This window comes from Streptomyces mobaraensis NBRC 13819 = DSM 40847, assembly GCF_017916255.1.
In the GTDB taxonomy this organism is placed as follows: domain Bacteria; phylum Actinomycetota; class Actinomycetes; order Streptomycetales; family Streptomycetaceae; genus Streptomyces; species Streptomyces mobaraensis.
Genome location: NZ_CP072827.1, coordinates 1695606 through 1720179, shown reverse-complemented (window position 1 = coordinate 1720179; position 24574 = coordinate 1695606). Strand labels below are relative to the sequence as shown.

General features: G+C 70.2%; 19 protein-coding genes and 3 rRNA genes. 16 read left to right on the top strand and 6 right to left on the bottom strand.

All coding sequences use genetic code 11. The features are described 5' to 3' along the window. Positions 1-328: 328 nt before the first annotated feature. Positions 329-889, bottom strand: coding sequence for a YbhB/YbcL family Raf kinase inhibitor-like protein (locus tag J7W19_RS06850; protein WP_004955490.1), 561 nt, complete (start codon positions 887-889; stop codon positions 329-331). Between the two features lie 128 nt (positions 890-1017). Here J7W19_RS06850 and J7W19_RS06845 point away from each other — a divergent pair, with 128 nt between their 5' ends. The 8 genes from J7W19_RS06845 (at position 1018) to J7W19_RS06810 (ending at position 10578) form a co-directional block, all read left to right on the top strand. Beyond that, positions 1018-1497, top strand: coding sequence for a guanyl-specific ribonuclease (locus tag J7W19_RS06845; RefSeq protein WP_051072781.1), 480 nt, complete (start codon positions 1018-1020; stop codon positions 1495-1497). Continuing rightward, positions 1494-1937, top strand: a complete 444-nt coding sequence (locus tag J7W19_RS06840) for a barstar family protein (RefSeq protein ID WP_004955494.1) — start codon at positions 1494-1496, stop codon at positions 1935-1937. Before J7W19_RS06845 ends, J7W19_RS06840 begins: the two co-directional genes overlap by 4 nt. Positions 1938-2046: 109 nt before the next feature. Next, positions 2047-2709, top strand: coding sequence for a DNA-3-methyladenine glycosylase (locus J7W19_RS06835; RefSeq protein WP_004955496.1), 663 nt, complete (start codon positions 2047-2049; stop codon positions 2707-2709). 547 nt (positions 2710-3256) lie between these two features. After that, positions 3257-4782 (top strand): 16S ribosomal RNA (locus tag J7W19_RS06830). Between the two features lie 275 nt (positions 4783-5057). Then, a 23S ribosomal RNA gene (locus J7W19_RS06825) occupies positions 5058-8181 on the top strand. Positions 8182-8286: 105 nt separating this feature from the next. Beyond that, a 5S ribosomal RNA gene (gene rrf / locus J7W19_RS06820) occupies positions 8287-8403 on the top strand. Together the 16S, 23S and 5S rRNA genes form the textbook arrangement of a ribosomal RNA operon. A 16-nt stretch (positions 8404-8419) precedes the next feature. After that, positions 8420-9742 carry a hypothetical protein gene (locus J7W19_RS06815; protein WP_210455303.1) on the top strand — a complete coding sequence of 441 codons (1323 nt, stop codon included), beginning with the start codon at positions 8420-8422 and terminating at the stop codon, positions 9740-9742. A 50-nt stretch (positions 9743-9792) separates the two neighbouring features. After that, a complete protein-coding gene (locus J7W19_RS06810) occupies positions 9793-10578 on the top strand; it encodes a tetratricopeptide repeat protein (protein ID WP_201768261.1) in 786 nt (261 codons plus the stop codon). Between the two features lie 87 nt (positions 10579-10665). Here the strand turns inward: J7W19_RS06810 and J7W19_RS06805 are convergent, their stop codons facing one another. Then, positions 10666-11952 (bottom strand): DUF1015 family protein, encoded by a 1287-nt coding sequence (locus tag J7W19_RS06805; protein ID WP_040892148.1) that lies wholly within the window; start codon positions 11950-11952, stop codon positions 10666-10668. A gap of 75 nt (positions 11953-12027) precedes the next feature. Here J7W19_RS06805 and J7W19_RS06800 point away from each other — a divergent pair, with 75 nt between their 5' ends. Continuing rightward, positions 12028-13056, top strand: a complete 1029-nt coding sequence (locus J7W19_RS06800) for an HAD-IIA family hydrolase (RefSeq protein WP_004952742.1) — start codon at positions 12028-12030, stop codon at positions 13054-13056. Positions 13057-13227: 171 nt separating this feature from the next. On the opposite strand, the gene J7W19_RS06795 is transcribed toward J7W19_RS06800, so the two are convergent. Together J7W19_RS06795 and J7W19_RS06790 are read right to left on the bottom strand one after the other, a co-directional pair. Next, on the bottom strand, positions 13228-14064 hold the full coding sequence (locus J7W19_RS06795) for a siderophore-interacting protein (RefSeq protein WP_004952745.1): 837 nt from the start codon (positions 14062-14064) through the stop codon (positions 13228-13230). Further along, positions 14061-15086: an ABC transporter substrate-binding protein gene (locus J7W19_RS06790; protein WP_004952748.1), complete on the bottom strand. Its 1026-nt coding sequence runs from the start codon at positions 15084-15086 to the stop codon at positions 14061-14063. The genes J7W19_RS06795 and J7W19_RS06790 overlap by 4 nt, the downstream gene beginning before the upstream one ends. Before the next feature lie 65 nt (positions 15087-15151). Here J7W19_RS06790 and J7W19_RS06785 point away from each other — a divergent pair, with 65 nt between their 5' ends. The 3 genes from J7W19_RS06785 to J7W19_RS06775 all read left to right on the top strand — a co-directional run bounded on the left by J7W19_RS06785 (position 15152) and on the right by J7W19_RS06775 (position 18304). Next, positions 15152-16198 carry a FecCD family ABC transporter permease gene (locus J7W19_RS06785; protein ID WP_040892150.1) on the top strand — a complete coding sequence of 349 codons (1047 nt, stop codon included), beginning with the start codon at positions 15152-15154 and terminating at the stop codon, positions 16196-16198. Between the two features lie 41 nt (positions 16199-16239). Next, complete coding sequence (locus J7W19_RS06780; protein ID WP_004952754.1) at positions 16240-17268, top strand: FecCD family ABC transporter permease; 1029 nt, start codon at positions 16240-16242, stop codon at positions 17266-17268. A 172-nt stretch (positions 17269-17440) separates the two neighbouring features. Then, entirely contained in the window at positions 17441-18304 is an 864-nt protein-coding gene (locus J7W19_RS06775; protein ID WP_004952756.1) for an ABC transporter ATP-binding protein, read from the top strand. Here the strand turns inward: J7W19_RS06775 and J7W19_RS06770 are convergent. After that, positions 18282-18629, bottom strand: a complete 348-nt coding sequence (locus J7W19_RS06770) for a hypothetical protein (RefSeq protein ID WP_004952758.1) — start codon at positions 18627-18629, stop codon at positions 18282-18284. The two genes, J7W19_RS06775 and J7W19_RS06770, sit on opposite strands and share 23 nt — an antisense overlap. Before the next feature lie 69 nt (positions 18630-18698). Here J7W19_RS06770 and J7W19_RS06765 point away from each other — a divergent pair, with 69 nt between their 5' ends. From J7W19_RS06765 to J7W19_RS06755, 3 genes are read left to right on the top strand one after another with little or no spacing between them, the layout of a single operon-like run. After that, positions 18699-19070 (top strand): hypothetical protein, encoded by a 372-nt coding sequence (locus tag J7W19_RS06765; protein WP_106429748.1) that lies wholly within the window; start codon positions 18699-18701, stop codon positions 19068-19070. 13 nt (positions 19071-19083) lie between these two features. Then, complete coding sequence (locus tag J7W19_RS06760) at positions 19084-19890, top strand: TlyA family RNA methyltransferase (RefSeq protein ID WP_004952764.1); 807 nt, start codon at positions 19084-19086, stop codon at positions 19888-19890. After that, positions 19887-20825: an NAD kinase gene (locus J7W19_RS06755; protein WP_004952768.1), complete on the top strand. Its 939-nt coding sequence runs from the start codon at positions 19887-19889 to the stop codon at positions 20823-20825. Before J7W19_RS06760 ends, J7W19_RS06755 begins: the two co-directional genes overlap by 4 nt. Before the next feature lie 99 nt (positions 20826-20924). Here the strand turns inward: J7W19_RS06755 and J7W19_RS06750 are convergent, their stop codons facing one another. Then, the gene (locus J7W19_RS06750) at positions 20925-22382 is read right to left on the bottom strand and encodes a S41 family peptidase (protein WP_004952771.1); all 1458 of its coding nucleotides are present in this window, start codon (positions 22380-22382) and stop codon (positions 20925-20927) included. A gap of 196 nt (positions 22383-22578) precedes the next feature. Here J7W19_RS06750 and recN point away from each other — a divergent pair, with 196 nt between their 5' ends. Then, positions 22579-24330 (top strand): DNA repair protein RecN, encoded by a 1752-nt coding sequence (recN, locus tag J7W19_RS06745; protein WP_004952774.1) that lies wholly within the window; start codon positions 22579-22581, stop codon positions 24328-24330. Positions 24331-24574 lie beyond the last annotated feature (244 nt).

Genomic DNA, 24574 nt, shown 5'->3' with positions numbered 1-24574 from the left:
GACAACGCAATTCCCGCAGGTCACAAGGCAGTTGGGGAGAAGAGGAGAAGGAAGGCAGGCGGGGACGCTCCGGGCCCTTCCCCCGTGTCGAAACCGGGCCCGGAGCGTACGGCAGCGGACGCGGCCGCTCCGGGCCCACGCCCGGAACTCCGGCAGACGGCCGGCGCGGAACGCGCTCGAACCCTCCCCGCCACTGCGGTGCCCACTGCCCGACGGCCGCATGCGAAGCCGTCGGCCCCCACCACTGTGCGGGCCGCGGCGGACACCGCGCAACGGAATTTCCGGCCGCCCGGGCAGGGCGACCGCCACCGGGACCGACGACGCGGGGTCAGCCGTTCGCCGGCGTCTCGTGCTCACCGATCAGCTGCGCCCGGGCCAGCGTGTGGAAGCGCAGGTTGAAGCCGACGACGGCGGGGGACGCGTCCGCGTCGGGACCCAGCTTCTCCTGGTCCACGGCGTACACGGTGAAGACGTAGCGGTGCGGACCGTCCCCGGGCGGCGGCGCGGCACCGCCGAAGTCACGCGTCCCGTAGTCGTTCCGGACGTGCACGGCGCCCGCGGGCAGCCCCTTCATCTCCCCGCCACCCGCCCCGGCGGGCAGCTCGGTGACGTCCGCCGGGATGTCGAACAGCACCCAGTGCCAGAAACCGCTGCCCGTCGGCGCGTCAGGATCGAAGCAGGTGACGGCGAAGCTCTTGGTCCCCTCCGGGAACCCCTCCCACCGCAGGTGCGGCGAGCGGTTGGCGCCGCCGAACGTCTGCGCGTCGGCGAGCCGGGCCCCCGCCCGGACGTCGTCGCTCACCACGGTGAACGAGGGCACGGGCGGCAGGAAGTCATGGGGGAGCGGCGGACGGTCCTGCGCAGGGGACGCGGACGACGCGGACGACACGTCTGACACGGTGACACCTCCGGAAACGCGCGGATACGTGAAATCGCCAGCCTAGCGAGGCGGGGACGGTCCGGACTGAGACCATAAGGCGCGTGCTTCGACGTGTGTTCCGACATGTGGCCCGCCACGTGTCACAACGATGCGGACGACGACCGTCTGGCCGTGCCCTGCGCGCCCTGACGGCCCTCCTCGCCGCCCTGCCCCTGTTCCTCCTCCCCGCCTGCTCGTCCGGCAGTCACGGCAAAACCTCGAAGGCGACCACATCGCCCCACGGGTCCGCCGGCGACGGCACCCGGGGCGCCGGCCCGACGCCCGCCTGGGCCAAGGGCATGAAGACCGTCACCCCGGACAGGCTTCCCCCCGAGGCCCGGCGCACCCTCGAACTCATCGCGAAGGGAGGCCCCTTCCCGTACCCCAAGGACGGGACCGTCTTCGGCAACTACGAGAACCGGCTGCCCAAGCAACAGCGCGGGTACTACCACGAGTACACCGTCCCGACCCCGGACGCCCGCAACCGCGGCGCCCGCCGCATCGTCACCGGCAGCCACTCCGAGCGCTACTACACCGGCGATCACTACAAGACATTCGAAGCGGTGGTGCAACCATGACGACCGGCACGACCGGCGAACTCCCCGCCCCCGGCGTTCCCGGCCTCCTCGACGGCACGATCCCACCGGGCACCTACCGGCTCCCCGCCACCGAATCCCCCTCCCACGCGGCGAAGCTCGCCGCCGAGGCCGGCTGGCACGCCGCCCACCTGGGCCTCCGCGACATCGACGGCAAGGCGGCCTTCCTCGACCGCTGCGCCGCCGACCTGGGCTTCCCCGGCTGGTTCGGCCACAACTGGGACGCCCTCGCCGACTGCCTCACGGACCTCTCCTGGTGGCGCAAGGACGGCGACCCCCGCGGCTACCTGCTCCTCGCGGAGGACTGGGACGCCTTCCGCGCGGCCGCCCCGGACACGGCGGCGACGGCGGCGGAGATCCTCGACGACGCGGTCGCCTTCTGGCGCGACCGGGACACCCCGATGGCCGTCCTGCGGACGTGACCGCCAGGGCCGGAAGGAGGGGAGGGCGGCCCCGGCCGCCGCCCCCACCTGGCCGGACGGCGTCGCTCCGACCGGCACATGCCCGTCCGGTCCAGTACCCTCGGCCCGCATGTCGTCCTCCGACCACCGCACCCCGCTCGACCGCGCCTTCTTCGACCGCCCCGTACTGGAGGTCGCACCCGAACTGCTCGGGCGCACCCTCGTCCGTACCAGCCCCGACGGGCCGATCGAGCTCCGCATCACCGAGGTGGAGGCATACGCGGGCGAGCTGGACCCCGGCTCGCACGCCTACCGGGGGCGGACGGAGCGCAACGCGTCCATGTTCGGCCCGCCGGGCCACGCGTACGTGTACTTCATCTACGGCATGTGGTTCAGCCTCAACCTGGTCTGCGGCCCCGAGGGCACGGCCAGTGGTGTCCTGCTCCGCGCCGGCGAGATCCTCACCGGCCACGACCTGGCCCGCGCCCGCCGTCCGAAGTCGCGCGACGACCGCGACCTCGCCCAGGGCCCGGCCCGCCTCGCGACCGCCCTCGACGTCGACCGCACCCTGAACGGCACCGACATCTGCGCCGGCCCCACGGCCCCTCTCTCCGTCCTCCAGGGCACCCCCGCCCTCACCGACCGCATCCGCAACGGCCCCCGCACGGGCGTCGGCGGTGAGGGAGCCGTCCACCCCTGGCGCTTCTGGATCGACGGCGACCCGACGGTGAGCCCCTACCGGGCCCACGTCCCCCGCAACCGCGGCAAGAACCGCGCCACCAGCGACGTCTGACGAGCCGAGAACCGGTGCTTGACTCCGGGCGCCCGAGCGCCTAACGTAGCCCGAGCCGCTGGAGACGGGGGCAGCGCCGTGAGCGTCTGCACCGGTAGGCGGCACCACCACTACTGACGAGGGATCCCCGAAGGGGTCCGGTTTCTGTTGCGCTTTTGCGTACCGGATTCCGGCTTCGCGGCTCGATTTGAGAGCCGGCGGGAAATTCCGCTAAAGTAGTGGACACCCCGCCAACAGGGGATCGGATTTCGAATCCGGGCCGGAAACGGAACGGAAAAGGATCTGGTAAGGTTGGAAACACCGAAGGGAAGCGCCCGGAGGAAAGCCTGAGAGAGTCTCTCGGGTGAGTACAAAGGAAGCGTCCGTTCCTTGAGAACTCAACAGCGTGCCAAAAGTCAACGCCAGACTATAAAACAACCCCGTCCACGGATCCTTGTGGTCCTGGATGAGGTTCCTTTGAAAAACACAGCGAGGACGCTGTGAACGACCGGGCCTATTCCGCCTGGTCGTTCCGCTCTCGTGGTGTCGCCCCGATTACGGGGAAACATTCACGGAGAGTTTGATCCTGGCTCAGGACGAACGCTGGCGGCGTGCTTAACACATGCAAGTCGAACGATGAACCTCCTTCGGGAGGGGATTAGTGGCGAACGGGTGAGTAACACGTGGGCAATCTGCCCTGCACTCTGGGACAAGCCCTGGAAACGGGGTCTAATACCGGATACGACTGCTGAGCGCATGCTCGGTGGTGGAAAGCTCCGGCGGTGCAGGATGAGCCCGCGGCCTATCAGCTTGTTGGTGGGGTGATGGCCTACCAAGGCGACGACGGGTAGCCGGCCTGAGAGGGCGACCGGCCACACTGGGACTGAGACACGGCCCAGACTCCTACGGGAGGCAGCAGTGGGGAATATTGCACAATGGGCGAAAGCCTGATGCAGCGACGCCGCGTGAGGGATGACGGCCTTCGGGTTGTAAACCTCTTTCAGCAGGGAAGAAGCGAAAGTGACGGTACCTGCAGAAGAAGCGCCGGCTAACTACGTGCCAGCAGCCGCGGTAATACGTAGGGCGCAAGCGTTGTCCGGAATTATTGGGCGTAAAGAGCTCGTAGGCGGCTTGTCGCGTCGGATGTGAAAGCCCGGGGCTTAACCCCGGGTCTGCATTCGATACGGGCAGGCTAGAGTTCGGTAGGGGAGATCGGAATTCCTGGTGTAGCGGTGAAATGCGCAGATATCAGGAGGAACACCGGTGGCGAAGGCGGATCTCTGGGCCGATACTGACGCTGAGGAGCGAAAGCGTGGGGAGCGAACAGGATTAGATACCCTGGTAGTCCACGCCGTAAACGTTGGGAACTAGGTGTGGGCGACATTCCACGTCGTCCGTGCCGCAGCTAACGCATTAAGTTCCCCGCCTGGGGAGTACGGCCGCAAGGCTAAAACTCAAAGGAATTGACGGGGGCCCGCACAAGCAGCGGAGCATGTGGCTTAATTCGACGCAACGCGAAGAACCTTACCAAGGCTTGACATACACCGGAAACATCCAGAGATGGGTGCCCCCTTGTGGTCGGTGTACAGGTGGTGCATGGCTGTCGTCAGCTCGTGTCGTGAGATGTTGGGTTAAGTCCCGCAACGAGCGCAACCCTTGTTCTGTGTTGCCAGCATGCCTTTCGGGGTGATGGGGACTCACAGGAGACTGCCGGGGTCAACTCGGAGGAAGGTGGGGACGACGTCAAGTCATCATGCCCCTTATGTCTTGGGCTGCACACGTGCTACAATGGCCGGTACAATGAGCTGCGATACCGCGAGGTGGAGCGAATCTCAAAAAGCCGGTCTCAGTTCGGATTGGGGTCTGCAACTCGACCCCATGAAGTTGGAGTTGCTAGTAATCGCAGATCAGCATTGCTGCGGTGAATACGTTCCCGGGCCTTGTACACACCGCCCGTCACGTCACGAAAGTCGGTAACACCCGAAGCCGGTGGCCCAACCCTTGTGGAGGGAGCCGTCGAAGGTGGGACTGGCGATTGGGACGAAGTCGTAACAAGGTAGCCGTACCGGAAGGTGCGGCTGGATCACCTCCTTTCTAAGGAGCACATAGCCGACTGCAGACAAACGTTCTGCACGGTTGCTCATGGGTGGAACGTTGACTATTCGGCACGATCGGTGAGGGATCGCTAGTACTGCTTCGGCGTGGAACGTGATCGTGAGCTGGTCGGGTCGGGCACGCTGTTGGGTGTCTGAGGGTGCGAGCGTGAGCTTGTTGCCTTCTGCCGGCCCCGGTAAAGGTCCGCCTGTTGGTGGGTTGTGACGGGTGGCTGGTCGTTGTTTGAGAACTGCACAGTGGACGCGAGCATCTGTGGCCAAGTTTTTAAGGGCGCACGGTGGATGCCTTGGCACCAGGAACCGATGAAGGACGTGGGAGGCCGCGATAGGCCCCGGGGAGCTGTCAACCGAGCTGTGATCCGGGGGTGTCCGAATGGGGAAACCCGGCAGTCGTCATGGGCTGTCACCCGCTGCTGAACACATAGGCAGTGTGGAGGGAACGCGGGGAAGTGAAACATCTCAGTACCCGCAGGAAGAGAAAACAACCGTGATTCCGGGAGTAGTGGCGAGCGAAACCGGATGAGGCCAAACCGTTTGCGTGTGATACCCGGCAGGGGTTGCGCATGCGGGGTTGTGGGATCTCTCTTCTGTCGTCTGCCGGCGACGGGACGAGTCAGAAACCGTAGTGATAGGCGAAGGACATGCGAAAGGTCCGGCGTAGAGGGTAAGACCCCCGTAGCTGAAATCATTGCGGCTCGTTTGAGAGACACCCAAGTAGCACGGGGCCCGAGAAATCCCGTGTGAATCTGGCGGGACCACCCGCTAAGCCTAAATATTCCCTGGTGACCGATAGCGGATAGTACCGTGAGGGAATGGTGAAAAGTACCGCGGGAGCGGAGTGAAATAGTACCTGAAACCGTGTGCCTACAAGCCGTGGGAGCGTCGCATGGCAGGCTTGCCTGTCATGTCGTGACTGCGTGCCTTTTGAAGAATGAGCCTGCGAGTTTGCGGTGTGTTGCGAGGTTAACCCGTGTGGGGAAGCCGTAGCGAAAGCGAGTCCGAATAGGGCGATTTTAGTAGCGCGCCCAAGACCCGAAGCGGAGTGATCTAGCCATGGGCAGGTTGAAGCGGAGGTAAGACTTCGTGGAGGACCGAACCCACCAGGGTTGAAAACCTGGGGGATGACCTGTGGTTAGGGGTGAAAGGCCAATCAAACTCCGTGATAGCTGGTTCTCCCCGAAATGCATTTAGGTGCAGCGTCGTGTGTTTCTTGCCGGAGGTAGAGCACTGGATAGGCGATGGGCCCTACCGGGTTACTGACCTTAGCCAAACTCCGAATGCCGGTAAGTGAGAGCGCGGCAGTGAGACTGTGGGGGATAAGCTCCATGGTCGAGAGGGAAACAGCCCAGAGCATCGACTAAGGCCCCTAAGCGTACGCTAAGTGGGAAAGGATGTGGAGTCGCAGAGACAACCAGGAGGTTGGCTTAGAAGCAGCCACCCTTGAAAGAGTGCGTAATAGCTCACTGGTCAAGTGATTCCGCGCCGACAATGTAGCGGGGCTCAAGCGTACCGCCGAAGTCGTGTCATTGCAGCATGAGGGCTAACGCCTGTTGTGATGGGTAGGGGAGCGTCGTGTGCCGGGTGAAGCAGCCGCGGAAGCGAGTTGTGGACGGTTCACGAGTGAGAATGCAGGCATGAGTAGCGATACACACGTGGGAAACGTGTGCGCCGATTGACTAAGGGTTCCTGGGTCAAGCTGATCTGCCCAGGGTAAGTCGGGACCTAAGGCGAGGCCGACAGGCGTAGTCGATGGACAACCGGTTGATATTCCGGTACCCGCTTTGAAACGCCCAATATCGAATCAGGCGATGCTAAGTCCGTGAAGCCGTTCCGGACCCTTCGGGGAATGGAAAGTGGTGGAGCCGACGATCCAGACTTGTAGTAGGTAAGCGATGGGGTGACGCAGGAAGGTAGTCCAGCCCGGGCGGTGGTTGTCCCGGGGTAAGGGTGTAGGCCGTGTGGTAGGCAAATCCGTCACACGTTAAGGCTGAGACCTGATGCCGAGCCGATTGTGGTGAAGTGGATGATCCTATGCTGTCGAGAAAAGCCTCTAGCGAGTTTCATGGCGGCCCGTACCCTAAACCGACTCAGGTGGTCAGGTAGAGAATACCGAGGCGTTCGGGTGAACTATGGTTAAGGAACTCGGCAAAATGCCCCCGTAACTTCGGGAGAAGGGGGGCCATGTCCGGTGATGGGATTTACTCCTTGAGCTGGGTGTGGCCGCAGAGACCAGCGAGAAGCGACTGTTTACTAAAAACACAGGTCCGTGCGAAGCCGTAAGGCGATGTATACGGACTGACGCCTGCCCGGTGCTGGAACGTTAAGGGGACCGGTTAGCTTGGATTCGTCCAGGCGAAGCTGAGAACTTAAGCGCCAGTAAACGGCGGTGGTAACTATAACCATCCTAAGGTAGCGAAATTCCTTGTCGGGTAAGTTCCGACCTGCACGAATGGCGTAACGACTTCTCGACTGTCTCAACCATAGGCCCGGTGAAATTGCACTACGAGTAAAGATGCTCGTTTCGCGCAGCAGGACGGAAAGACCCCGGGACCTTTACTATAGCTTGATATTGGTGTTCGGTTCGGCTTGTGTAGGATAGGTGGGAGACTGTGAAGCATGCACGCCAGTGTGTGTGGAGTCGTCGTTGAAATACCACTCTGGTCGTGCTGGATGTCTAACCTGGGTCCGTGATCCGGATCAGGGACAGTGTCTGGTGGGTAGTTTAACTGGGGCGGTTGCCTCCTAAAGGGTAACGGAGGCGCCCAAAGGTTCCCTCAGCCTGGTTGGCAATCAGGTGTTGAGTGTAAGTGCACAAGGGAGCTTGACTGTGAGACCGACGGGTCGAGCAGGGACGAAAGTCGGGACTAGTGATCCGGCGGTGGCTTGTGGAAGCGCCGTCGCTCAACGGATAAAAGGTACCCCGGGGATAACAGGCTGATCTTCCCCAAGAGTCCATATCGACGGGATGGTTTGGCACCTCGATGTCGGCTCGTCGCATCCTGGGGCTGGAGTCGGTCCCAAGGGTTGGGCTGTTCGCCCATTAAAGCGGTACGCGAGCTGGGTTTAGAACGTCGTGAGACAGTTCGGTCCCTATCCGCTGTGCGCGTAGGAGTCTTGAGAAGGGCTGTCCCTAGTACGAGAGGACCGGGACGGACGAACCTCTGGTGTGCCAGTTGTTCTGCCAAGGGCATGGCTGGTTGGCTACGTTCGGGAGGGATAACCGCTGAAAGCATCTAAGCGGGAAGCCTGCTTCGAGATGAGGACTCCCACCCACTTGATGGGGTAAGGCTCCCAGTAGACGACTGGGTTGATAGGCCAGGTGTGGAAGACCGGTAACGGTTGGAGCTGACTGGTACTAATAGGCCGAGGGCTTGTCCTCAGTTGCTCGCGTCCACTGTGTAAGTTCTGAGGCAACGAACAGTTGCCGGTAAGAGCAGAACCACTTAATTGAAAAGTGTGCTTGTTCGCTCGAAACCGATAGGGTTTCGGTGGTCATAGCGTTAGGGAAACGCCCGGTTACATTCCGAACCCGGAAGCTAAGCCTTTCAGCGCCGATGGTACTGCATGGGGGACCGTGTGGGAGAGTAGGACGCCGCCGAACAATATTTCAAGGACCCTTGGTCCCAGCGTTCACGCTGGGACCAAGGGTCCTTTTGCTTTTTATTCAAGTGCAGCGTTTTTGTCGAAGCGCGTCCGCACGCCGGCTGCGCGAGAATGACTGCGGTACCTCAAGACAGGAGTCACGTCGATGTCCACCAACTCTCCCGACGACCGTTCGGGCGGCGACCGCCACGGCGGGCCGCGGGGCGGCTTCCGCCGTGACGACCGTGGCGGTCGTCCCTCCGGCGGCGGCTACGGCCGACGTGACGACGACCGCGGCGGCTACCGCGGTGGCCGCGACGACCGTGGCGGCCGGCCTTCCGGTGGCGGCTACGGCCGTCGCGATGACGACCGCGGCGGTTACCGTCGTGATGACCGGCGTGATGAGCGTGGTCCGCGTCGGGACGACGACCGTGGTGGGTTCCGTCGCGACGAGCGTCCCCCGTTCCGGCGTGATGACCGGCGGGACGACCGTGGCCCCCGTCGCGATGACGACCGTGGTGGCTTCCGACGCGATGACCGCCGTGACGACCGCCGTGATGACCGGGGTGGCCGGTCCTTTGGTGGCGGCGGTTACGGGCGTCGCGATGACGAGCGCGGTGGGTTCCGGCGTGACGAGCGTCGTGACGCTGACCGGCCGTCGTACCGCCGTGACGACCGTCGCGATGACCGCGGTCCGCGTCGGGATGACGAGCGTTCCTCGTTCCGGCGTGATGACCGGCCGTCCTTCCGGCGTGATGACCGCCGTGACGACCGTGGCCCGCGGCGCGACGACGAGCGCGGTGGGTTCCGGCGTGACGAGCGCCGTGACGCCGATCGGCCGTCCTACCGTCGTGACGACCGCGGTCCGCGTCGGGATGACGAGCGTTCCTCGTTCCGGCGTGATGACCGGCCGTCCTTCCGGCGTGATGACCGCCGTGACGACCGTGGCCCGCGGCGCGACGACGACCGCGGTGGGTTCCGTCGCGACGAGCGTCCCCCGTTCCGTCGTGACGAGCGGCGTGATGACCGTGGCCCGCGTCGGGACGACGACCGCGGTGGCTTCCGGCGGGACGACCGGCCCTCCTTCCGTCGTGACGAGCGGCGTGACGAGCGTGGCCCGCGTCGGGACGACGACCGGGGTGGCTTCCGGCGCGATGACCGCCGTGACGACCGCGACCGTGGCGGGTTCCGGCGTGACGACCGTGGCGGCCGGCCTTCCGGTGGCGGCTACGGGCGTCGGGACGACCGGGACCGGGACCGGCAGGGTGGTGGCTACCGCGGCCGGGACGACCGCTCGCGCGGTGGCTACGGCCGCCGGGACGACCGGGACCGGGACCGCGTCGAGAGGGAGCCGGTGAAGCGGCTGCCCATCCCGGACGACGTGACCGGCGAGGAGATCGACGCGGACGTGCGGCAGGAGCTCATGAGCCTGCCGAAGACGCTCGCCGAGGACGTCGCCCGCAACCTCGTCATGGTCGCCAAGCTGCTGGACGAGGACGCGGAGCAGGCGTACGGCTACTCGCGGGTGGCCCTGCGGCTCGCCTCGCGCGTCGCCGCCGTCCGTGAGGCCGCCGGTTTCGCGTCGTACGCGACCGCCCGGTACTCCGAGGCGCTGGCCGAGTTCCGTGCCGCCCGCCGGATGACCGGTTCCGTCGAGCTGTGGCCCGTCATGGCGGACTGCGAGCGCGGCATGGGCCGTCCGGAGCGGGCGCTGGCCATGGCCGGCGAGCCCGAGGTGCAGAAGCTCGACAAGGCCGGCCAGGTGGAGATGCGCCTGGTGGCCGCCGGTGCGCGTAAGGACATGGGGCAGGCCGAGGCCGCCGTCGTCACGCTGCAGAGCCCCGAGCTGGCGTCGAACTCCGTCCAGCCCTGGACGGCCCGGCTGCGGTACGCCTACGCCGACGCGCTGCTCGACGTCGGGCGGGAGGCCGAGGCCCGCGAGTGGTTCGCCAAGGCCCTGGAGGCCGACCAGGGCGGTACCACCAACGCCTCCGACCGGCTCGCCGAGCTCGACGGTGTCGAGTTCACCGACGTCCTGGCGGACGTCGAGGAGGCGGAGGACGTCAAGGACGCCGAGGACGCGGTGATCGAGGACGCCGACGAGGCGAAGGAGGACGAGGCGAAGGAAGAGGCGGCCGAGGCCGCCGACGAGAAGGACGGCGAGAAGCCCGTCGAGGGCGGCGACGCGCGCTGAGGCGCTGAGTTCCCTGACTGAACGGCGGTGGGGCGGGATCCGTGAGGGTCCCGCCCCACCGCCGTTCTCCGTTCGGCGCCGGTCCGGTCAGTCCAGGGTGAGGCTGCGCAGGACCAGGCCCGTGGCCGGCTTCGGGCCGAAGGAGGTCGACTTGCGCGGCATCGTCACGCCCTGGGCCGCGAGTTCGCGGACCACCTCCTCGCGGACCGGGTGCATCAGCACGGCCGTGCCGCCGTGCCGCTCTGCCTGGGCGACGGCCGCCGCCGTGTCGTGGATGTAGCCGATGTGCTCCGGGTCGTCGCTCACCCGCCACACGTGTTCCAGCAGCACCGAGTGCAGGACCGTGGCGTCGAGCTCGCGCCAGGCCCGGGGGCGGCCGGACGGGACCGTACGGGCCAGCAGGTCCGGGTCCGGGCGGTCCAGGAGGTGGAAGCGGCCGTCGCCGGCCAGCAGGAAGGCGTTGCCGTGCTCGTCGGCTGCCGACGCCTCCGCCAGGGCCTCCAGGGCCGCCGGCAGCGGGGTGTCCAGGGTGCGGACGCGGAAGGCGCCGGAAACGGCGGTCAGCGCGTCCGCGAGCGGCAGGCGGTGCAGGAGGCGGTGGATGGCCCTGACACGCAGCGGGTAGCGGGCGGTGTCCACGAGGAGGACGAGGCCGAAGTCCCAGGGGCCCGGCGCCGGCTGTTCGGCGCGGAGCCGCAGGTAGGTGGCCCAGCGGTGGTGGCCGTCGGCGATCAGGGCCTGGCGGCGGGAGAGGTCGTCGCCGATGCGGGTCAGGTCGTCGGGGTCCGTGACGGACCAGAGGCGGTGGGCGAAACCGTCGTCGGTGGTGGTGGAGAGGAGGGGGGTGGTGCCCGTGACGCGTTCGATGACGGCCGCCGCGCCGGTCGCCGTGCCGTCGCCCCGGTAGGCGAAGAGCAGCGGCTCCAGGTTGGCGCCCGTGTCGCGCATCAGGGCGGCGCGGTCCTCGACGATGTGCGGCATGACGTCCTCGTGGGGGAGGACGATCTTCTCCTCGCGGGGCGTGAGGCGCAGGGCGCCGATGAGGCCGCGCTGGAGTATGCCGTCGCCCTGTTGCTCGTACACGTAGAGCGCGGGTTCCGGGTCCGGGGCCAGGATGCGTTCCTCCTGCCAGCGGCGCAGGGTGTCGGCGGCCCGGCGGTGCCGGTCGGCGGCGGTGGCGGCCTGCGGGAGGATCAACCGGACGATGTTGTGCGGATCGGCGGTCTCCAGGTGGCGCAGCCCGTCGGGCCGGACGACGACGTCGTACGGTGGCGAGGTCACGGCCGCGAGGCTGCCCACCCGTTCCGGGACATAGCGCAGACCTCGGAAGGGGGCGAGTCGGAGGCCGTGCCCGGCAGGATCCGGATTGCTCATCAGTAAATGTTATGTCCCCTGGCCGGATGAGCAATGATCGAGACAGAGACGAACAGCACAAGGAGCGAACTCCGTATGAACGAGAGCGTCCGGACCCGGCCCGGCGGCAGCGAGCGCCGGCTGAGCGAGGCTTACGACACCGCCCTGCTGGATCTCGACGGCGTGGTGTACGCCGGGGGAGAGGCCATCCCGCACGCCGTCGCGTCGCTGGAGACGGCGCGGAAGGAGGGGATGCACCTGGCGTACGTGACGAACAATGCGGCCCGGACGCCCGACGTGGTGGCGGCGCACCTGACCGAGCTGGGGATCCCGGCCGAACCAGGAGACGTCATCAACTCCGCGCAGGCGGTGTCCCGGCTGATAGCGGAGCAGCTGCCGGCCGGGTCGCGGGTGCTCGTGATCGGTGCGGAGGGGTTGCGGGTGGCGTTGCGGGAGCGCGGGCTGGTGCCCGTGGATTCCGTGGATGACGATCCGGCCGCCGTCGCTCAGGGGTACGGGGGGCCGGATATGCCCTGGTCCCGGCTGATGGAGGCTTCGTATGCGGTGGCGCGCGGGTTGCCGTGGTTCGCGTCCAATACGGATCTGACGATTCCGAGCGGGCGGGGGATCGCGCCGGGGAACGGTGCCGCCGTGGAGGTCGTGAAGATCGCTACTGGGCGGGCGCCGCAGGTTGCGGGGAAGCCGCTGCCTCCTATGCATCGGGAGACCGTGCTGCGGACGGGGGCTGAGCGGCCGCTCGTCGTGGGGGACCGGCTCGATACGGATATCGAGGGGGCGTTCGCGGGGGGTGTCGACTCGTTGCTGGTGCTTACCGGGGTGACCACGGCGGCTGAGGTGCTGGCTGCTCGGCCGGAGCATCGGGCGACTTATGTCGCCGAGGATTTGCGGGGGTTGTTGGAGGCGCAGCCTCCCGTCTCCGAGGGAGACGGTGGTTTCCGGTGCGGCGGGTGGACCGCTTCCCTGCGGGATGGGCTTCTTGTCCTCGAGGGGGACGGGGAGCGGATTGACGGGTTGCGGGCGTTGTGCGGGGTGGCGTGGAGTGCTGCCGGCGATGGGGTATGTGGTGCGGATGCGGGGGAGGCGCTCGGGCGCTTGGGCTGGTAGGGGGTGCCCCAGACCCGCCCTTTCTCCGTTTCTTGCCGGGGCTACGCCCCCGCACCCCCGCAGCACGCTGCGCGCGCTGTCCTCAAGCGCCGGACGGGCTGGAGGGGGCGGGGGTGGGTGGGGAGTGCTCCGCGCGCTGTCCTCAAGCGCCGGGCTGGAGGGGGTGTGGGGTCAGCTCAGCTCTTCCAGGAGTTGTTCCTCCGTCTTGCCCTTGCGCCAGTAGCCCGTGAACGTGATCGTCTTGCGGTCGAGGCCGCGGTCGTTGACCAGGTGGCGGCGGAGGGTGCGGATGGTGCCCGCTTCGCCGGCCAGCCAGGTGTAGGGGGTGCCCTCGGGGAAGGCGGCCGTCCGGACGGCGTCGGTGAGCATGGGGTCCTGGTCGCGGATCAGCCAGGTGATGTCGGCGTTCGCGGCCGTCGGGAGGGGCTGGATGTCGTCCGGGTGCGGGATCTCGATCCAGACGCGGGCCGGCATGCCCGGGGGCAGCCAGGCGAGGATGCCCGCCACCGCCGGGAGGGCGGACTCGTCGGCCGTGATGAGGGTCCAGTCGGTGCCGGGCGGCGGTCGGTAGTCGGCGCCGCCGTTGTCGTGGACGACGGGGGCGAGGATCGCCGCCCGGTCGCCCGGGCGGGCCGTGCGGGACCAGAGGGAGGCCGGGCCGCTGTGGGCCGCGTCGCCGTGCTGGACGAAGTCGACGTCCAGTTCCGTCGTGCCGTCCGGGAGCCGGCGGAGGGCGCGGACGGTGTAGGTGCGCATGACCGCTCGGGTGGACGGGTCCTGGGCTCGCCAGTGGGCGTACCAGTTCTCGTCCAGGGGCTCCGGGAGGACCGGTGCGTCCTGGTCCGGGTGGGGGAGGAAGAGCTTGAAGCGTTGGTCCCGGCCGTCGGTGACCACCTCGCCGAGGCGGTCGCCGACGAGCGTCACGCGGATGAGGGCGGTGCCGATGCGTTCGGTGCGCACGACGTGGACGTCGAAGAAGCGGTAGGGGAGGACGGCGGGGGCGGTCACAGCTTCTTGGCCTTCTCGATGGCGGCGGCGAGGTTCTCCAGGAGCGGCGCGCAGCCCGCGTAGGAGAAGCGGGGCTCGCTGAGCCAGGGGCTGACCTGGCCGGCCTCGACGGCGGGGAGCTTGGCCCAAGTGGGCTTGGCGGAGAGGTCCTTGGGCTGGAGGGCCGAGGTGCGGCTGTCCAGGAGGATCAGGTCGGCCTCGTACTTGTCGGCGTTCTCCCAGCTGAGGCTCTCGAAGTAGCCGCCCTTGTCGAGCTTCTGGGGGACGACGAGGTCCACGCCGAGCTCGCGGAAGTACATCAGGTCGGCGTTGACGGCCGGGTTGGAGACGTAGAAGAGGTCGGCGCTGCCGGAGGCGGCCATGACCTTGATCCGGTGGGACTTGGCGGTCCGGCGCAGGGTTTCGGCGGCCTTCTCGAAGCGGGCCTTGGCGTCGGTGACCTTCTTCGCCTTGAGGTCGGCGCCGAGGGAGGCGGCGAGTTCGGCGTAGCGCTCGATGGGCTTGAGCATCGAGACCCGGGCGGAGGTGAGGCCGACGCTGGGGGCCAGGCCGAGGATCTTGTCCTTGCTGTCGTCGGGCACGTACCAGAGGGCGCCGGGCTCGAACATGTTGGTGACCAGCAGGTCGGGGTTGAGGCTCGCGTACTTCTCCACGCTGAACTCGCCCCAGGTGTTGCCGAGGACCTTCAGCTTGGCGACGTCGAGGTCGCCGGCCTGCGGGTCGGGCTTGCCGTTCTTGAGGGTGGTCGGGCCGAAGACGCCGACGCACTCGACGCCGAAGTCGTGGAGGGCGGCGGCCGTGCCGGTGAAGGCGACGATGCGCTTGGGGGTGCTGCCCGTCTTCACCGTGGTGCCGCGGTCGTCCTTGAAGGTCCAGGGGCCGCTCTTGCCCGCGCCGTCGTCCGAGCCGGAACCGGAGGAGCCGCCGCTGCCGCACGCCGTGAGCAGGGCGCCCAGGCCGAGGGCGCCACCGGCCGCGAGGAGGCCGCGTCGGGACAGTACGGTGGTGCGGGTGGTGCTCATGGGGTTGGTGCTTCTCTCGGTCAGGGACGATGGCGATGTTGAGGGTAGGCTAACCTAACCGCGTGTTGGACGTCGTCTCACCCCACGTACCACCGGGCACCTCCCCCGAGGCAGTGCCCCGCCGCAACGCCGTACGCGCCCTCGGGCTGCCGGTCGCCGCGGGCCTCCTGCTCGCCGTCGCCATGGCGTCGGTCGCCGTCGGCGCCAAACAGGTTCCCCTGGACCAGGTCTGGCACGGACTCTTCCACTACACGGGGAGCGAGACCGACGTCGTCGTCCGGGACCTGCGGGTCCCGCGCACCCTCCTCGGCATCCTCACCGGGGCCGCGCTCGGTCTCGCGGGGGCCGTCATGCAGGCGCTGACCCGCAACCCCCTCGCCGATCCGGGGCTGTTCGGCATCAGCTCGGGGGCCGCCGCGGCCGTCGTGTCCGGCATCAGCTTCCTCGGCGTCACCTCGCTCACCGGCTATGTGTGGTTCGCGTTCCTCGGCGCGGCCGTCGTCTCCGTCGTCGTCCATGTGCTGGGCGGCAGCCGGAGCGCCACGCCGGTCCGGCTGGCGCTCGCGGGCACCGCCGTCACCGCCGTCCTCAACGGCTATGTGTACGCGGTGGAACTGACCGACTCGGCCGCGCTCGACCGGATGCGGTTCTGGACCGTCGGCTCGCTGGCGTCCGCCAACGCGACGCTGGTCGGGCAGGTCGCGCCGTTCATCACCGCGGGCGTCGCGCTCGCCCTCGCGCTGGCCCGGCCGCTCAACGCCATGGCCCTCGGCGACGACCAGGCCCGGGCGCTCGGCACCCGGCCCGCCGTCACCCGGGTCCTCGGTCTCGCCGCCGTCACCCTGCTGTGCGGCGCGGCGACGGCCGCCTGCGGACCCATCGTCTTCGTCGGGCTGATGGTGCCCCACATGGTCCGCTCGTTCACCGGGCCCGACCTGCGCTGGGTGCTGCCCTACGCGGCGCTCCTCGCGCCCGCCCTGCTGCTCGGCACGGACATCCTGGGCCGCGTCGTCGCCCGCCCCTCCGAGCTCCAGGTCGGCATCGTCACCGCGCTCGTCGGCGGCCCGCTGTTCATCCGCCTCATCCGGCGCCGACGGACGGCCGGGCTGTGAGCGCCCGCCGCCGGGACGTCCCCGGAGAAGCGAGAAGGGCCATGAACGTCGTCCGCACCCCCGGCGGGCTGTCCGTGCGGGTCGCGCCCCGCGCGGTGCTCGCCGTGCTGCTCCTGGCCGCCGCCGCGCTGGCCGCGTCCGTCGCCCTCATCGGCACGGGCGACTACCCGCTGGCGCCCGGCGAGGTCGTCCGCACGCTGACCGGCGGCGGCACGCCCGCGCAGGAGTTCATCGTCCACGACCTGCGGCTGCCCCGCGTCCTGGTCGCCCTGCTCGTCGGCGCGGCGCTGGCGCTGGCCGGCGCGGTCTTCCAGTCCGTCTCCCGCAACCCGCTGGGCAGCCCGGACGTGCTCGGCATCGCGCAGGGGGCGACCGTCGGGGCGCTGTCGGTCATCGTGCTGTTCCAGGGCACGCCCACCGCCGTCTCCGGCGGCGCGCTGGCCGGCGGGCTGCTCGCCGGTGCGGCCATCTACCTGCTCGCGTGGCAAAAGGGCGTGCACGGGCAGCGGTTCGTGCTCATCGGCATCGCCATGACCGCCATTCTCACGTCCGTCATCGGGTACCTGCTGACACAGGCGGACCTCAACGACGCGACGCGGGCCACCACCTGGATGGTCGGCTCCCTCAACGGGCGCGACTGGAACCAGGTGTGGCCGCTGCTCACGGTCTGCGCCGTCCTCGTCCCCGTCGTCCTGAGCCAGGGCCGCGACCTGCGCATGCTGGAGATGGGCGACGACACGGCGTACGCGCTCGGGGTGCGGGTCGAGCGGACGCGGCTGGTGTCGCTGACCGCGGCCGTGCTGCTGACCGCCGCCGCCACGGCCGCCGCCGGGCCCATCGCCTTCGTCGCCCTCTCCGCCCCGCAGGTCGCCCGCCGCCTCACCGGCTCCCCGGGCCCCTGCCTCACCGCCGCCGCCTGCACCGGCGCGACCCTGCTCGTCACCGCCGACTGGGCCTCGCAGCACCTCTTCGGCGCCGACCGGCTGCCTGTCGGCGTCCTCACCGGCATGCTCGGCGGCTGCTACCTGCTGTGGCTGCTCCACACGGAACGCCGGGCGGGGCGGGGATGACGGCGGCCGGCCCGCGGGGGCGGGACCGCCGGGGCGCCGGGTCCTGTGGGCACGAGGGGACGCGCGCGGGCGGGCTTATGGCGCTCGGGGACGCGCAAACGGCGCTCCCGGGACGGGCTCTCGGGCACGCGAAACGGCGCACACGATCACGTACGGACAAGGAGACCACACCATGAGCCGACTGCAGGCCGAATCCGTCACCCTCGCCTACGACCGGCGGGTCATCGCGGAAGACCTCTCCGTCGCGATCCCCGACAACTCCTTCACCGTCATCGTCGGCCCCAACGCCTGCGGCAAGTCCACGCTGCTGCGCGCCCTCTCCCGGATGCTCAAGCCGACGACCGGGTCCGTGCTCCTGGACGGGCAGGCCATCGGCTCGTACCCGGCCAAGAAGGTGGCCCGGACGCTCGGCCTGCTGCCGCAGTCGTCCGTGGCGCCGGACGGCATCACCGTCGCCGACCTCGTCGCCCGCGGCCGGTACCCGCACCAGGGGCTGCTGCGGCAGTGGTCGCCCGAGGACGAGCTGATCGTCCAGGAGTCGATGGAGGCCACCCGGGTCGCCGAACTCGCCGACCGGCACGTCGACGAGCTCTCCGGCGGGCAGCGGCAGCGCGTCTGGATCGCCATGGCCCTCGCCCAGCGGACCCCGCTGCTGCTGCTCGACGAGCCCACCACCTACCTCGACATCCAGCACCAGATCGAGGTCCTCGACCTCTGCGCCGAGCTGCACGAGGAGCAGGGCCGGACGCTCGTCGCCGTCCTGCACGACCTCAACCACGCCGCCCGCTACGCGACCCACCTGATCGCCATGCGCGGCGGGAAGGTCGTCGCGGAGGGCGCGCCCAACGACATCGTCACGTCCGAGCTGGTGGCCGAGGTGTTCGGGCTGAGCTGCCAGATCATCGACGATCCGCAGACCGGGACGCCGCTCGTCGTACCGGCCGCGCGGCAGGCGCGGCGGGGTCGGAAGGAGGCGGCCGCGCCGGAAGCCGTGGTGGCCGCCGGGGCCGGGGTCACAGGATCGAGCGCAGCCTGAGGACGTCCACCAGGCCGGCCCTGATCTTCACGCGGCCGCTCGCCCAGGCCCGGGCGAAGTTCAGCCGGCCGTCGACCAGGCCGACGAGGTCGTCGCCGGACATCTCCAGCCCGATCTCGGCCCGCCGTTCGGGGACGCCCGGGACCGCCCGCACCTCCATGAGCCGGCCTTCGCGCAGGTGCCCCACGAAGGTGATGTCCAGGTCGGTCACGTGGCAGCTCAGGGAGCGGTCGAGCATCGCGGCGCCGCGGAGCCTCTCGTCCGCGCCCGCGAGGTTCCGGGCCAGTCTGTCGAGCGCGCTGCGGCACTCCTCGATGGTCGCCATTGCCCTGGACGGTACACCGCGCGGAGGCGAACACCGGAGAAGCGGGCGGACCGGGGTAGCGTCGGGGGCATGAGCGAAGAGGCCGTGAGCGAAGAGGCCATGTCCGGGGAAGCGGGGGCCGGGGAAGCGGGGGCCGGGGAAGCGGGGGCCGGGGAGGCCGGGGCCGGGGTGCTCCCGGCCGACGAGGGTGAGGCAGCGGGGGCGGCGGAGGCCGCCGGGCCCGCCGGGCCGCGGCCCCTCGGCGTCGACCGCACCCCCACCGGGCACCCCGGCGTGGACGCCCACCTGGCCCGGCTCGCGGACGCCGACCACCTCGCCGCCGACGGACACCTGGCCGTGTACGAGGATGTACACCAGGGCCTGCGGTCCGCGCTCGCCGCCCTCGACGAGCGCCCCGACCGACCGCCGGTCCCCACGCGTCCGTACGACAACAGGAGCTGAACCGCCCGTGGGAGTGACCCGCCGCCGCCTCGACGCCGAGCTGGTGCGCCGCAAGCTGGCCCGTTCCCGCGAGCACGCGAGCCAGCTGATCGCCGCGGGCCGGGTGACCGTCGGCGGCGCGACGGCGACCAAACCCGCCACCCAGGTGGAGACCGCCGCCGCGATCGTCGTCACCCAGGACGACAGCGACCCCGACTACGTCTCGCGCGGCGGGCACAAGCTCGCGGGCGCGCTCGCCGCGTTCGTCCCGCTCGGGCTGAAGGTCGAGGGGCGGCGCGCGCTCGACGCCGGGGCCTCGACCGGCGGTTTCACCGACGTCCTGCTGCGCGCGGGCGCCGCACACGTCGTCGCCGTCGACGTCGGGTACGGGCAGCTCGCCTGGTCGCTGCAGAGCGACGAGCGGGTCACGGTGAAGGACCGGACCAATGTGCGGGAGCTGACGCCCGAGCACCTCGACGGCGAGCTCGTCGACCTCGTCGTCGGGGACCTGTCGTTCATCCCGCTCGGCCTGGTGCTGCCCGCCCTGGTGAGCTGCACCGCGCCCGGCGCCGACCTGGTGATGATGGTCAAGCCGCAGTTCGAGGTCGGCAAGGAGCGGCTCGGCAGCGGCGGGGTCGTCCGCAGCCCCGAGCTGCGCGCCGAGGCGGTGCGCGAAGTCGCCCGCCGCGCCGCCGAACTGGGACTCGGCGTCCTCGGCGTCACCGCCAGCCCGCTGCCCGGGCCGTCCGGCAACGTCGAGTACTTTCTGTGGCTGCGCGCCGGTGCGCCCGAACTGGACCCGGCGGACGTTGACCGTGCAGTGGCGGAGGGGCCTCGGTGACCACTACAGAAGCGACATCGGAGACATCGCGGAGCGACGGCCGGACGGTCTTCCTGCTCGCGCACACCGGGCGGCCGGCGGCCGTCCGCAGTGCCGAACTCGTCGTCCAGGGGCTGCTGCGGTGCGGCATCGGGGTGCGGGTGCTCGCCGAGGAGGCCGCCGACCTGCCGCTGCCCCCGTCCGTCGAACGCGTCGAGACCGGGCCCGAGCGGCCGGACGTGCTGGACGGGTGCGAGCTGATCGTCGTGCTCGGCGGGGACGGCACACTGCTGCGCGGCGCCGAGTTCGCGCGCAGCTCCGGGGTGCCCATGCTGGGCGTCAACCTCGGCCGGGTCGGCTTCCTCGCCGAGGCCGAGCGGGACGACCTCGACAAGGTCGTGGACCGGGTCGTGACGCGGGAGTACGAGGTCGAGGAGCGGATGACCCTCGACGTGCTCGTCCGGACGGACGGGCACGTCGTGCACACCGACTGGGCGCTCAACGAGGCGTCCGTGGAGAAGGCGGCGCGGGAGCGGCTGCTCGAAGTCGTCACCGAGGTGGACGGGCGGCCCGTCTCGCGGTTCGGAGGGGACGGGGTGGTGTGCGCCACGCCCACCGGGTCCACCGCTTACGCCTTCTCCGCCGGCGGGCCGGTCGTCTGGCCTGAGGTGGAGGCGTTGCTGATGGTGCCGATCAGCGCGCATGCGCTGTTCGCCAAGCCGCTGGTGACCGCGCCGGACTCGGTGCTGGCCGTGGAGGTGCAGCCGCAGACGCCCCATGGGGTGCTGTGGTGTGACGGGCGGCGGAGCGTGGAGCTGCCGGCGGGGGCCCGGGTGGAGGTGCGGCGGGGGGCTGTGCCCGTCCGCTTGGCGCGGTTGCATCACGCCTCGTTCACCGACCGGTTGGTCGCGAAGTTCGCGCTGCCGGTGGCGGGGTGGCGGGGGGCTCCGCACTAGGGGGCGCCTGCGGCGGGCTGTGCCCCTGGCCCTCCCTTTCTCCGTTTCCTGGGGGCTGCGCCCCCAGACCCCCCTTTTTCGCGGCTTCGCCGTTCGTCCTCAAGTGCCGGACGGGCTGGGGTGGGCCAGCAGCTGCCGCGCCTGCTTCAGTGCCGAGTCCCGGTGTGCCGCGAACTCCTCCTCCGTGAAGACCGGCGTCCGGACCACCGGCGGGATGCCCGTCACGTCGTAGGTCCGCCGGTCACCCGGACGCATGAACTCCTCGTTGGGGAGCCCGAACGTCCAGCCGTTCGGGAGCCTGCGCTCCAGGATGTCCGAGAAGGCGCCCTGGGTGTTCTCGCCGATGCGGGCGGGGGCGGGCGACCGGCCCATCAGGGCCTGGGTGAAGGTCTCGCCCGCGCTGATGGTGAGGCGGCCGGTGAGGACGGCCACGGGGCCGGTGTAGCGGGGGGAGCCGGAGGGGGTGACCTTCACGGGGACGGCCGGGGTGAACTTCCGGGGATCATCCGGGTCGTTCCGGGCGTGCTTCAGGTAGGCCGTGTACGGGCGGTCGGTGAGGCGCTCCGCGATGCGGATACCGAGGCGGTCCGAGCCGCCCCCGTTGAAGCGGACGTCGAGGATCAGACCGCGCGGGGAGCGGGCGAGGACGTGGTCCAGGGCCCGGTCCAGCTCGGCCTCGTCCGCTTTCGGGCCGCCCTTCGCGGCGAACCGGGTGAAGCGGGTGATCCGCAGATACCCCGTGCCGTCGGGGAGGTCGGCGTACGAGAGGGCGCCCTGCGCCCAGGTGCGCAGCGGCACGCCGACGGCCTCGGCGACGGCCTTGTCCATCCGGGCCATGGACTCCGGCGTCGGCATCGTCGTGTCCGCCCGGTGGCCGCCGAAGCGCTTGTCCTTGCCCGCGGCGAGGTAGGTGTGCCCGTCGTGCAGCGGCTCGATCATCCGCCGGAAGACTTCGAACAGCTCGTCGTCGGTGGTGTGCGCCGTGACCCGGGGCCGGAAGCGGTCGCCCACCGCCGTCCAGTCGACCCCGTGGGCCTTGAAGAACGGGTAGTTCTCGGCGTACGTCCGCCAGAAGACGTCGAAGACGCGGCGCGGGTCGGGCCGCCCGCCCTCGCCCGGCTTCGGGCCGGCCGTGCAGTCGGCGGGCAGCGCTCCGGCGCGGCGCAGGGTGACGTGGCCGACGCTCCCGTCGTAGCTCAGCCGCGCCCGGCCGGGGCCGGTGGGGGCGATCGTCAGGCCCTCGTCCCGGGCGTCGGTGAAGCGACCGGATCCGTTCCCCTTCGCCTCCAGCAGGCCGGGCAGGCAGCTCACCGCCGTGGTGTCGTAGGTCCGCAGGCGGCGGCCCCCGCCCTCGACGGAGACCAGCATGCCGTAGCCGTCCGTCCGCCACACGCCGTCCGGCACACGGGTCGGCGCGGTCGGCGGCCGGCTGCCGGCGGGGGACGCGCCGGCCACCGTCCCGCTGCCGTACACCCCGGTGGCGAGGACGACGGTCGTGCCGAGGAGGAGGGCGGTGACGGAGGGGCGGCGGCGCCGGCCGCGGCGGTGTTCGGTCATGCCTCCAGCCTGGCGGGGGCGGGGCCGCCGGGCCATGCGGTGGGCACCCCGGACGGGGTGGGGTTGCCCCCAGGGGCGGGCCGGGGGTTTCTCCGGAGTTCTCCGCGGGGGCCTCGCGGCCTTCCCCAGGGGCTTCCGCGGCCCTTCCGACACGGCCCGCGGGGGCGGCCGTCGCGAGGGGGCCCCGGAACCTCGTATGGTCGTATCCGTGTTGGAGGAGATGCGGATCCGGTCCTTGGGCGTCATTGACGACGCGGTGGTCGAGCTGTCACCAGGTTTCACGGCGGTGACCGGTGAGACCGGTGCCGGCAAGACCATGGTCGTGACCAGCCTCGGGCTGCTGCTCGGCGGCCGGGCCGACCCGGCGCTGGTGCGGGTCGGGGCCAAGGCGGCGGTGGTCGAGGGGCGGATCGCCGTCGACCGGGCGTCGCCCGCCGCCGTGCGGGCCGAGGAGGCGGGCGCCGAGCTCGACGACGGGACGCTGCTCGTCAGCCGGACGCTGTCCGCCGAGGGGCGCTCCCGGGCCCACGTCGGCGGGCGCGGCGTGCCCGTCGGACTGCTCGGCGAGCTCGCCGACGACCTCGTCGCCGTGCACGGCCAGACCGACCAGCAGGGGCTGCTCCGCCCGGCCCGGCAGCGCGCCGCGCTCGACCGGTACGCGGGGGACGCGGTGGCCGCGCCGCTCGCCAAGTACACCGACGCCTACCGGCGGCTGCGCGCCGTCGCCGCCGAGCTCGACGAGCTGACCACCCGGGCCCGCGAGCGCGCCCAGGAGGCGGACCTGCTGCGCTTCGGGCTCGACGAGATCGCCGCCGTCGCGCCGGTGGCCGGCGAGGACGCCGAACTCGCCGCCGAGGCCGAGCGGCTGGGCCACGCCGAGTCCCTCGCCTCCGCCGCCACCGCCGCGCACGCCGCGCTGGCCGGGGACCCCGAGGACCCGGAGGGCGTGGACGCCGCCTCGCTCGTCGCCGGCGCCCACCGGGCGCTGGAGGCCGTCCGCTCCCACGATCCGGCGCTGGCCGCCCTCGCCGACCGGGCGGGTGAGCTCGGCATCCTGCTGCGCGACGTGGCCGGGGAGCTCGCCGGCTACGCCTCCGACCTCGACGCCGACCCGCGGCGGCTGGCCGCCGTCGAGGAGCGGCGGGCCGCCCTCGCCCACCTGACGCGCAAGTACGGCGAGGACGCCGCTGCCGTCCTCGCCTGGGCCGAGCGGAGCGCCGCGCGCCTGGGCGAGCTGGAGGGCGACGACGACCGCATCACGGAACTCACCGCCGAACGCGACGCCCTGCGCGACGAACTGGGCGCCCTGGCCCGGCAGCTGACCGACGCGCGCACCGAGGCGGCGGAACGATTCGCGGAGGCCGTGACGGAGGAGCTGGCGCAACTCGCGATGCCGCACGCGCGCGTCTCGTTCGCCGTCCGGCAGAACGAGGTCGCCGACCCGGCGTCCGGCATCGAGGTCGGCGGACGCGCCGTCGCCTACGGCCCGCACGGCGCCGACGACGTCGAGCTGCTGCTCGCCCCGCACCCCGGCGCCCATCCGCGGCCCATCGCCAAGGGGGCCTCGGGCGGTGAGCTGTCCCGGGTGATGCTCGCGGTGGAGGTGGTGTTCGCGGGCTCCGACCCGGTGCCCACCTACCTCTTCGACGAGGTCGACGCGGGCATCGGCGGCCGGGCCGCCGTCGAGGTCGGCCGCCGGCTGGCCCGGCTCGCGCGGACCGCGCAGGTCGTCGTCGTCACCCACCTCCCGCAGGTGGCCGCGTTCGCCGACCGGCACCTGGTGGTCGAGAAGACCCACGACGGGTCCGTGACCCGCAGCGGTGTGCAGGCCATGGAGGGCGAGGACCGGATCCGCGAACTCTCCCGGATGCTCGCCGGGCAGGAGGACTCGCGGCTCGCTCGCGCGCACGCCGAGGAGTTGCTGGAGGCGGCGCGGGCCGGACGGTGAGCGGGCGCCGGACGGTGTGCGGGTGCAGGGCGGTGTGCGGGCGCTGGGCGGTGTGCGGGCGCTGGGCGGTGTGCGGGCGAAAACGGTCACCGGGTAACAGGCCGGTGCTTTCGGTGGTGTCGGGCGACCTCCGGGCCAACGGCTCCTAATCCCCAAACCGGGTGAATCCGGAGTCGCCCGGGCGAGACAGGGCGGGCCGGGCGCGGAGCGGTGGTGCCCGGACGGCGGTGGCGGCTGGCATCCT

What these genes read in the sequence shown, in the direction of transcription:
- J7W19_RS06840 (WP_004955494.1), top strand. Translation starts at nt 1,494, where the DNA reads ATGACGACCGGCACGACCGGCGAACTCCCCGCCCCCGGCGTTCCCGGC.
- J7W19_RS06835 (WP_004955496.1), top strand. Translation starts at nt 2,047, where the DNA reads ATGTCGTCCTCCGACCACCGCACCCCGCTCGACCGCGCCTTCTTCGAC.
- J7W19_RS06805 (WP_040892148.1), bottom strand. Translation starts at nt 11,952, where the DNA reads ATGAGCAATCCGGATCCTGCCGGGCACGGCCTCCGACTCGCCCCCTTC.
- J7W19_RS06800 (WP_004952742.1), top strand. Translation starts at nt 12,028, where the DNA reads ATGAACGAGAGCGTCCGGACCCGGCCCGGCGGCAGCGAGCGCCGGCTG.
- J7W19_RS06790 (WP_004952748.1), bottom strand. Translation starts at nt 15,086, where the DNA reads ATGAGCACCACCCGCACCACCGTACTGTCCCGACGCGGCCTCCTCGCG.
- J7W19_RS06780 (WP_004952754.1), top strand. Translation starts at nt 16,240, where the DNA reads ATGAACGTCGTCCGCACCCCCGGCGGGCTGTCCGTGCGGGTCGCGCCC.
- J7W19_RS06775 (WP_004952756.1), top strand. Translation starts at nt 17,441, where the DNA reads ATGAGCCGACTGCAGGCCGAATCCGTCACCCTCGCCTACGACCGGCGG.
- J7W19_RS06770 (WP_004952758.1), bottom strand. Translation starts at nt 18,629, where the DNA reads ATGGCGACCATCGAGGAGTGCCGCAGCGCGCTCGACAGACTGGCCCGG.
- J7W19_RS06765 (WP_106429748.1), top strand. Translation starts at nt 18,699, where the DNA reads ATGAGCGAAGAGGCCGTGAGCGAAGAGGCCATGTCCGGGGAAGCGGGG.
- J7W19_RS06750 (WP_004952771.1), bottom strand. Translation starts at nt 22,382, where the DNA reads ATGACCGAACACCGCCGCGGCCGGCGCCGCCGCCCCTCCGTCACCGCC.
- recN (WP_004952774.1), top strand. Translation starts at nt 22,579, where the DNA reads ATGGTCGTATCCGTGTTGGAGGAGATGCGGATCCGGTCCTTGGGCGTC.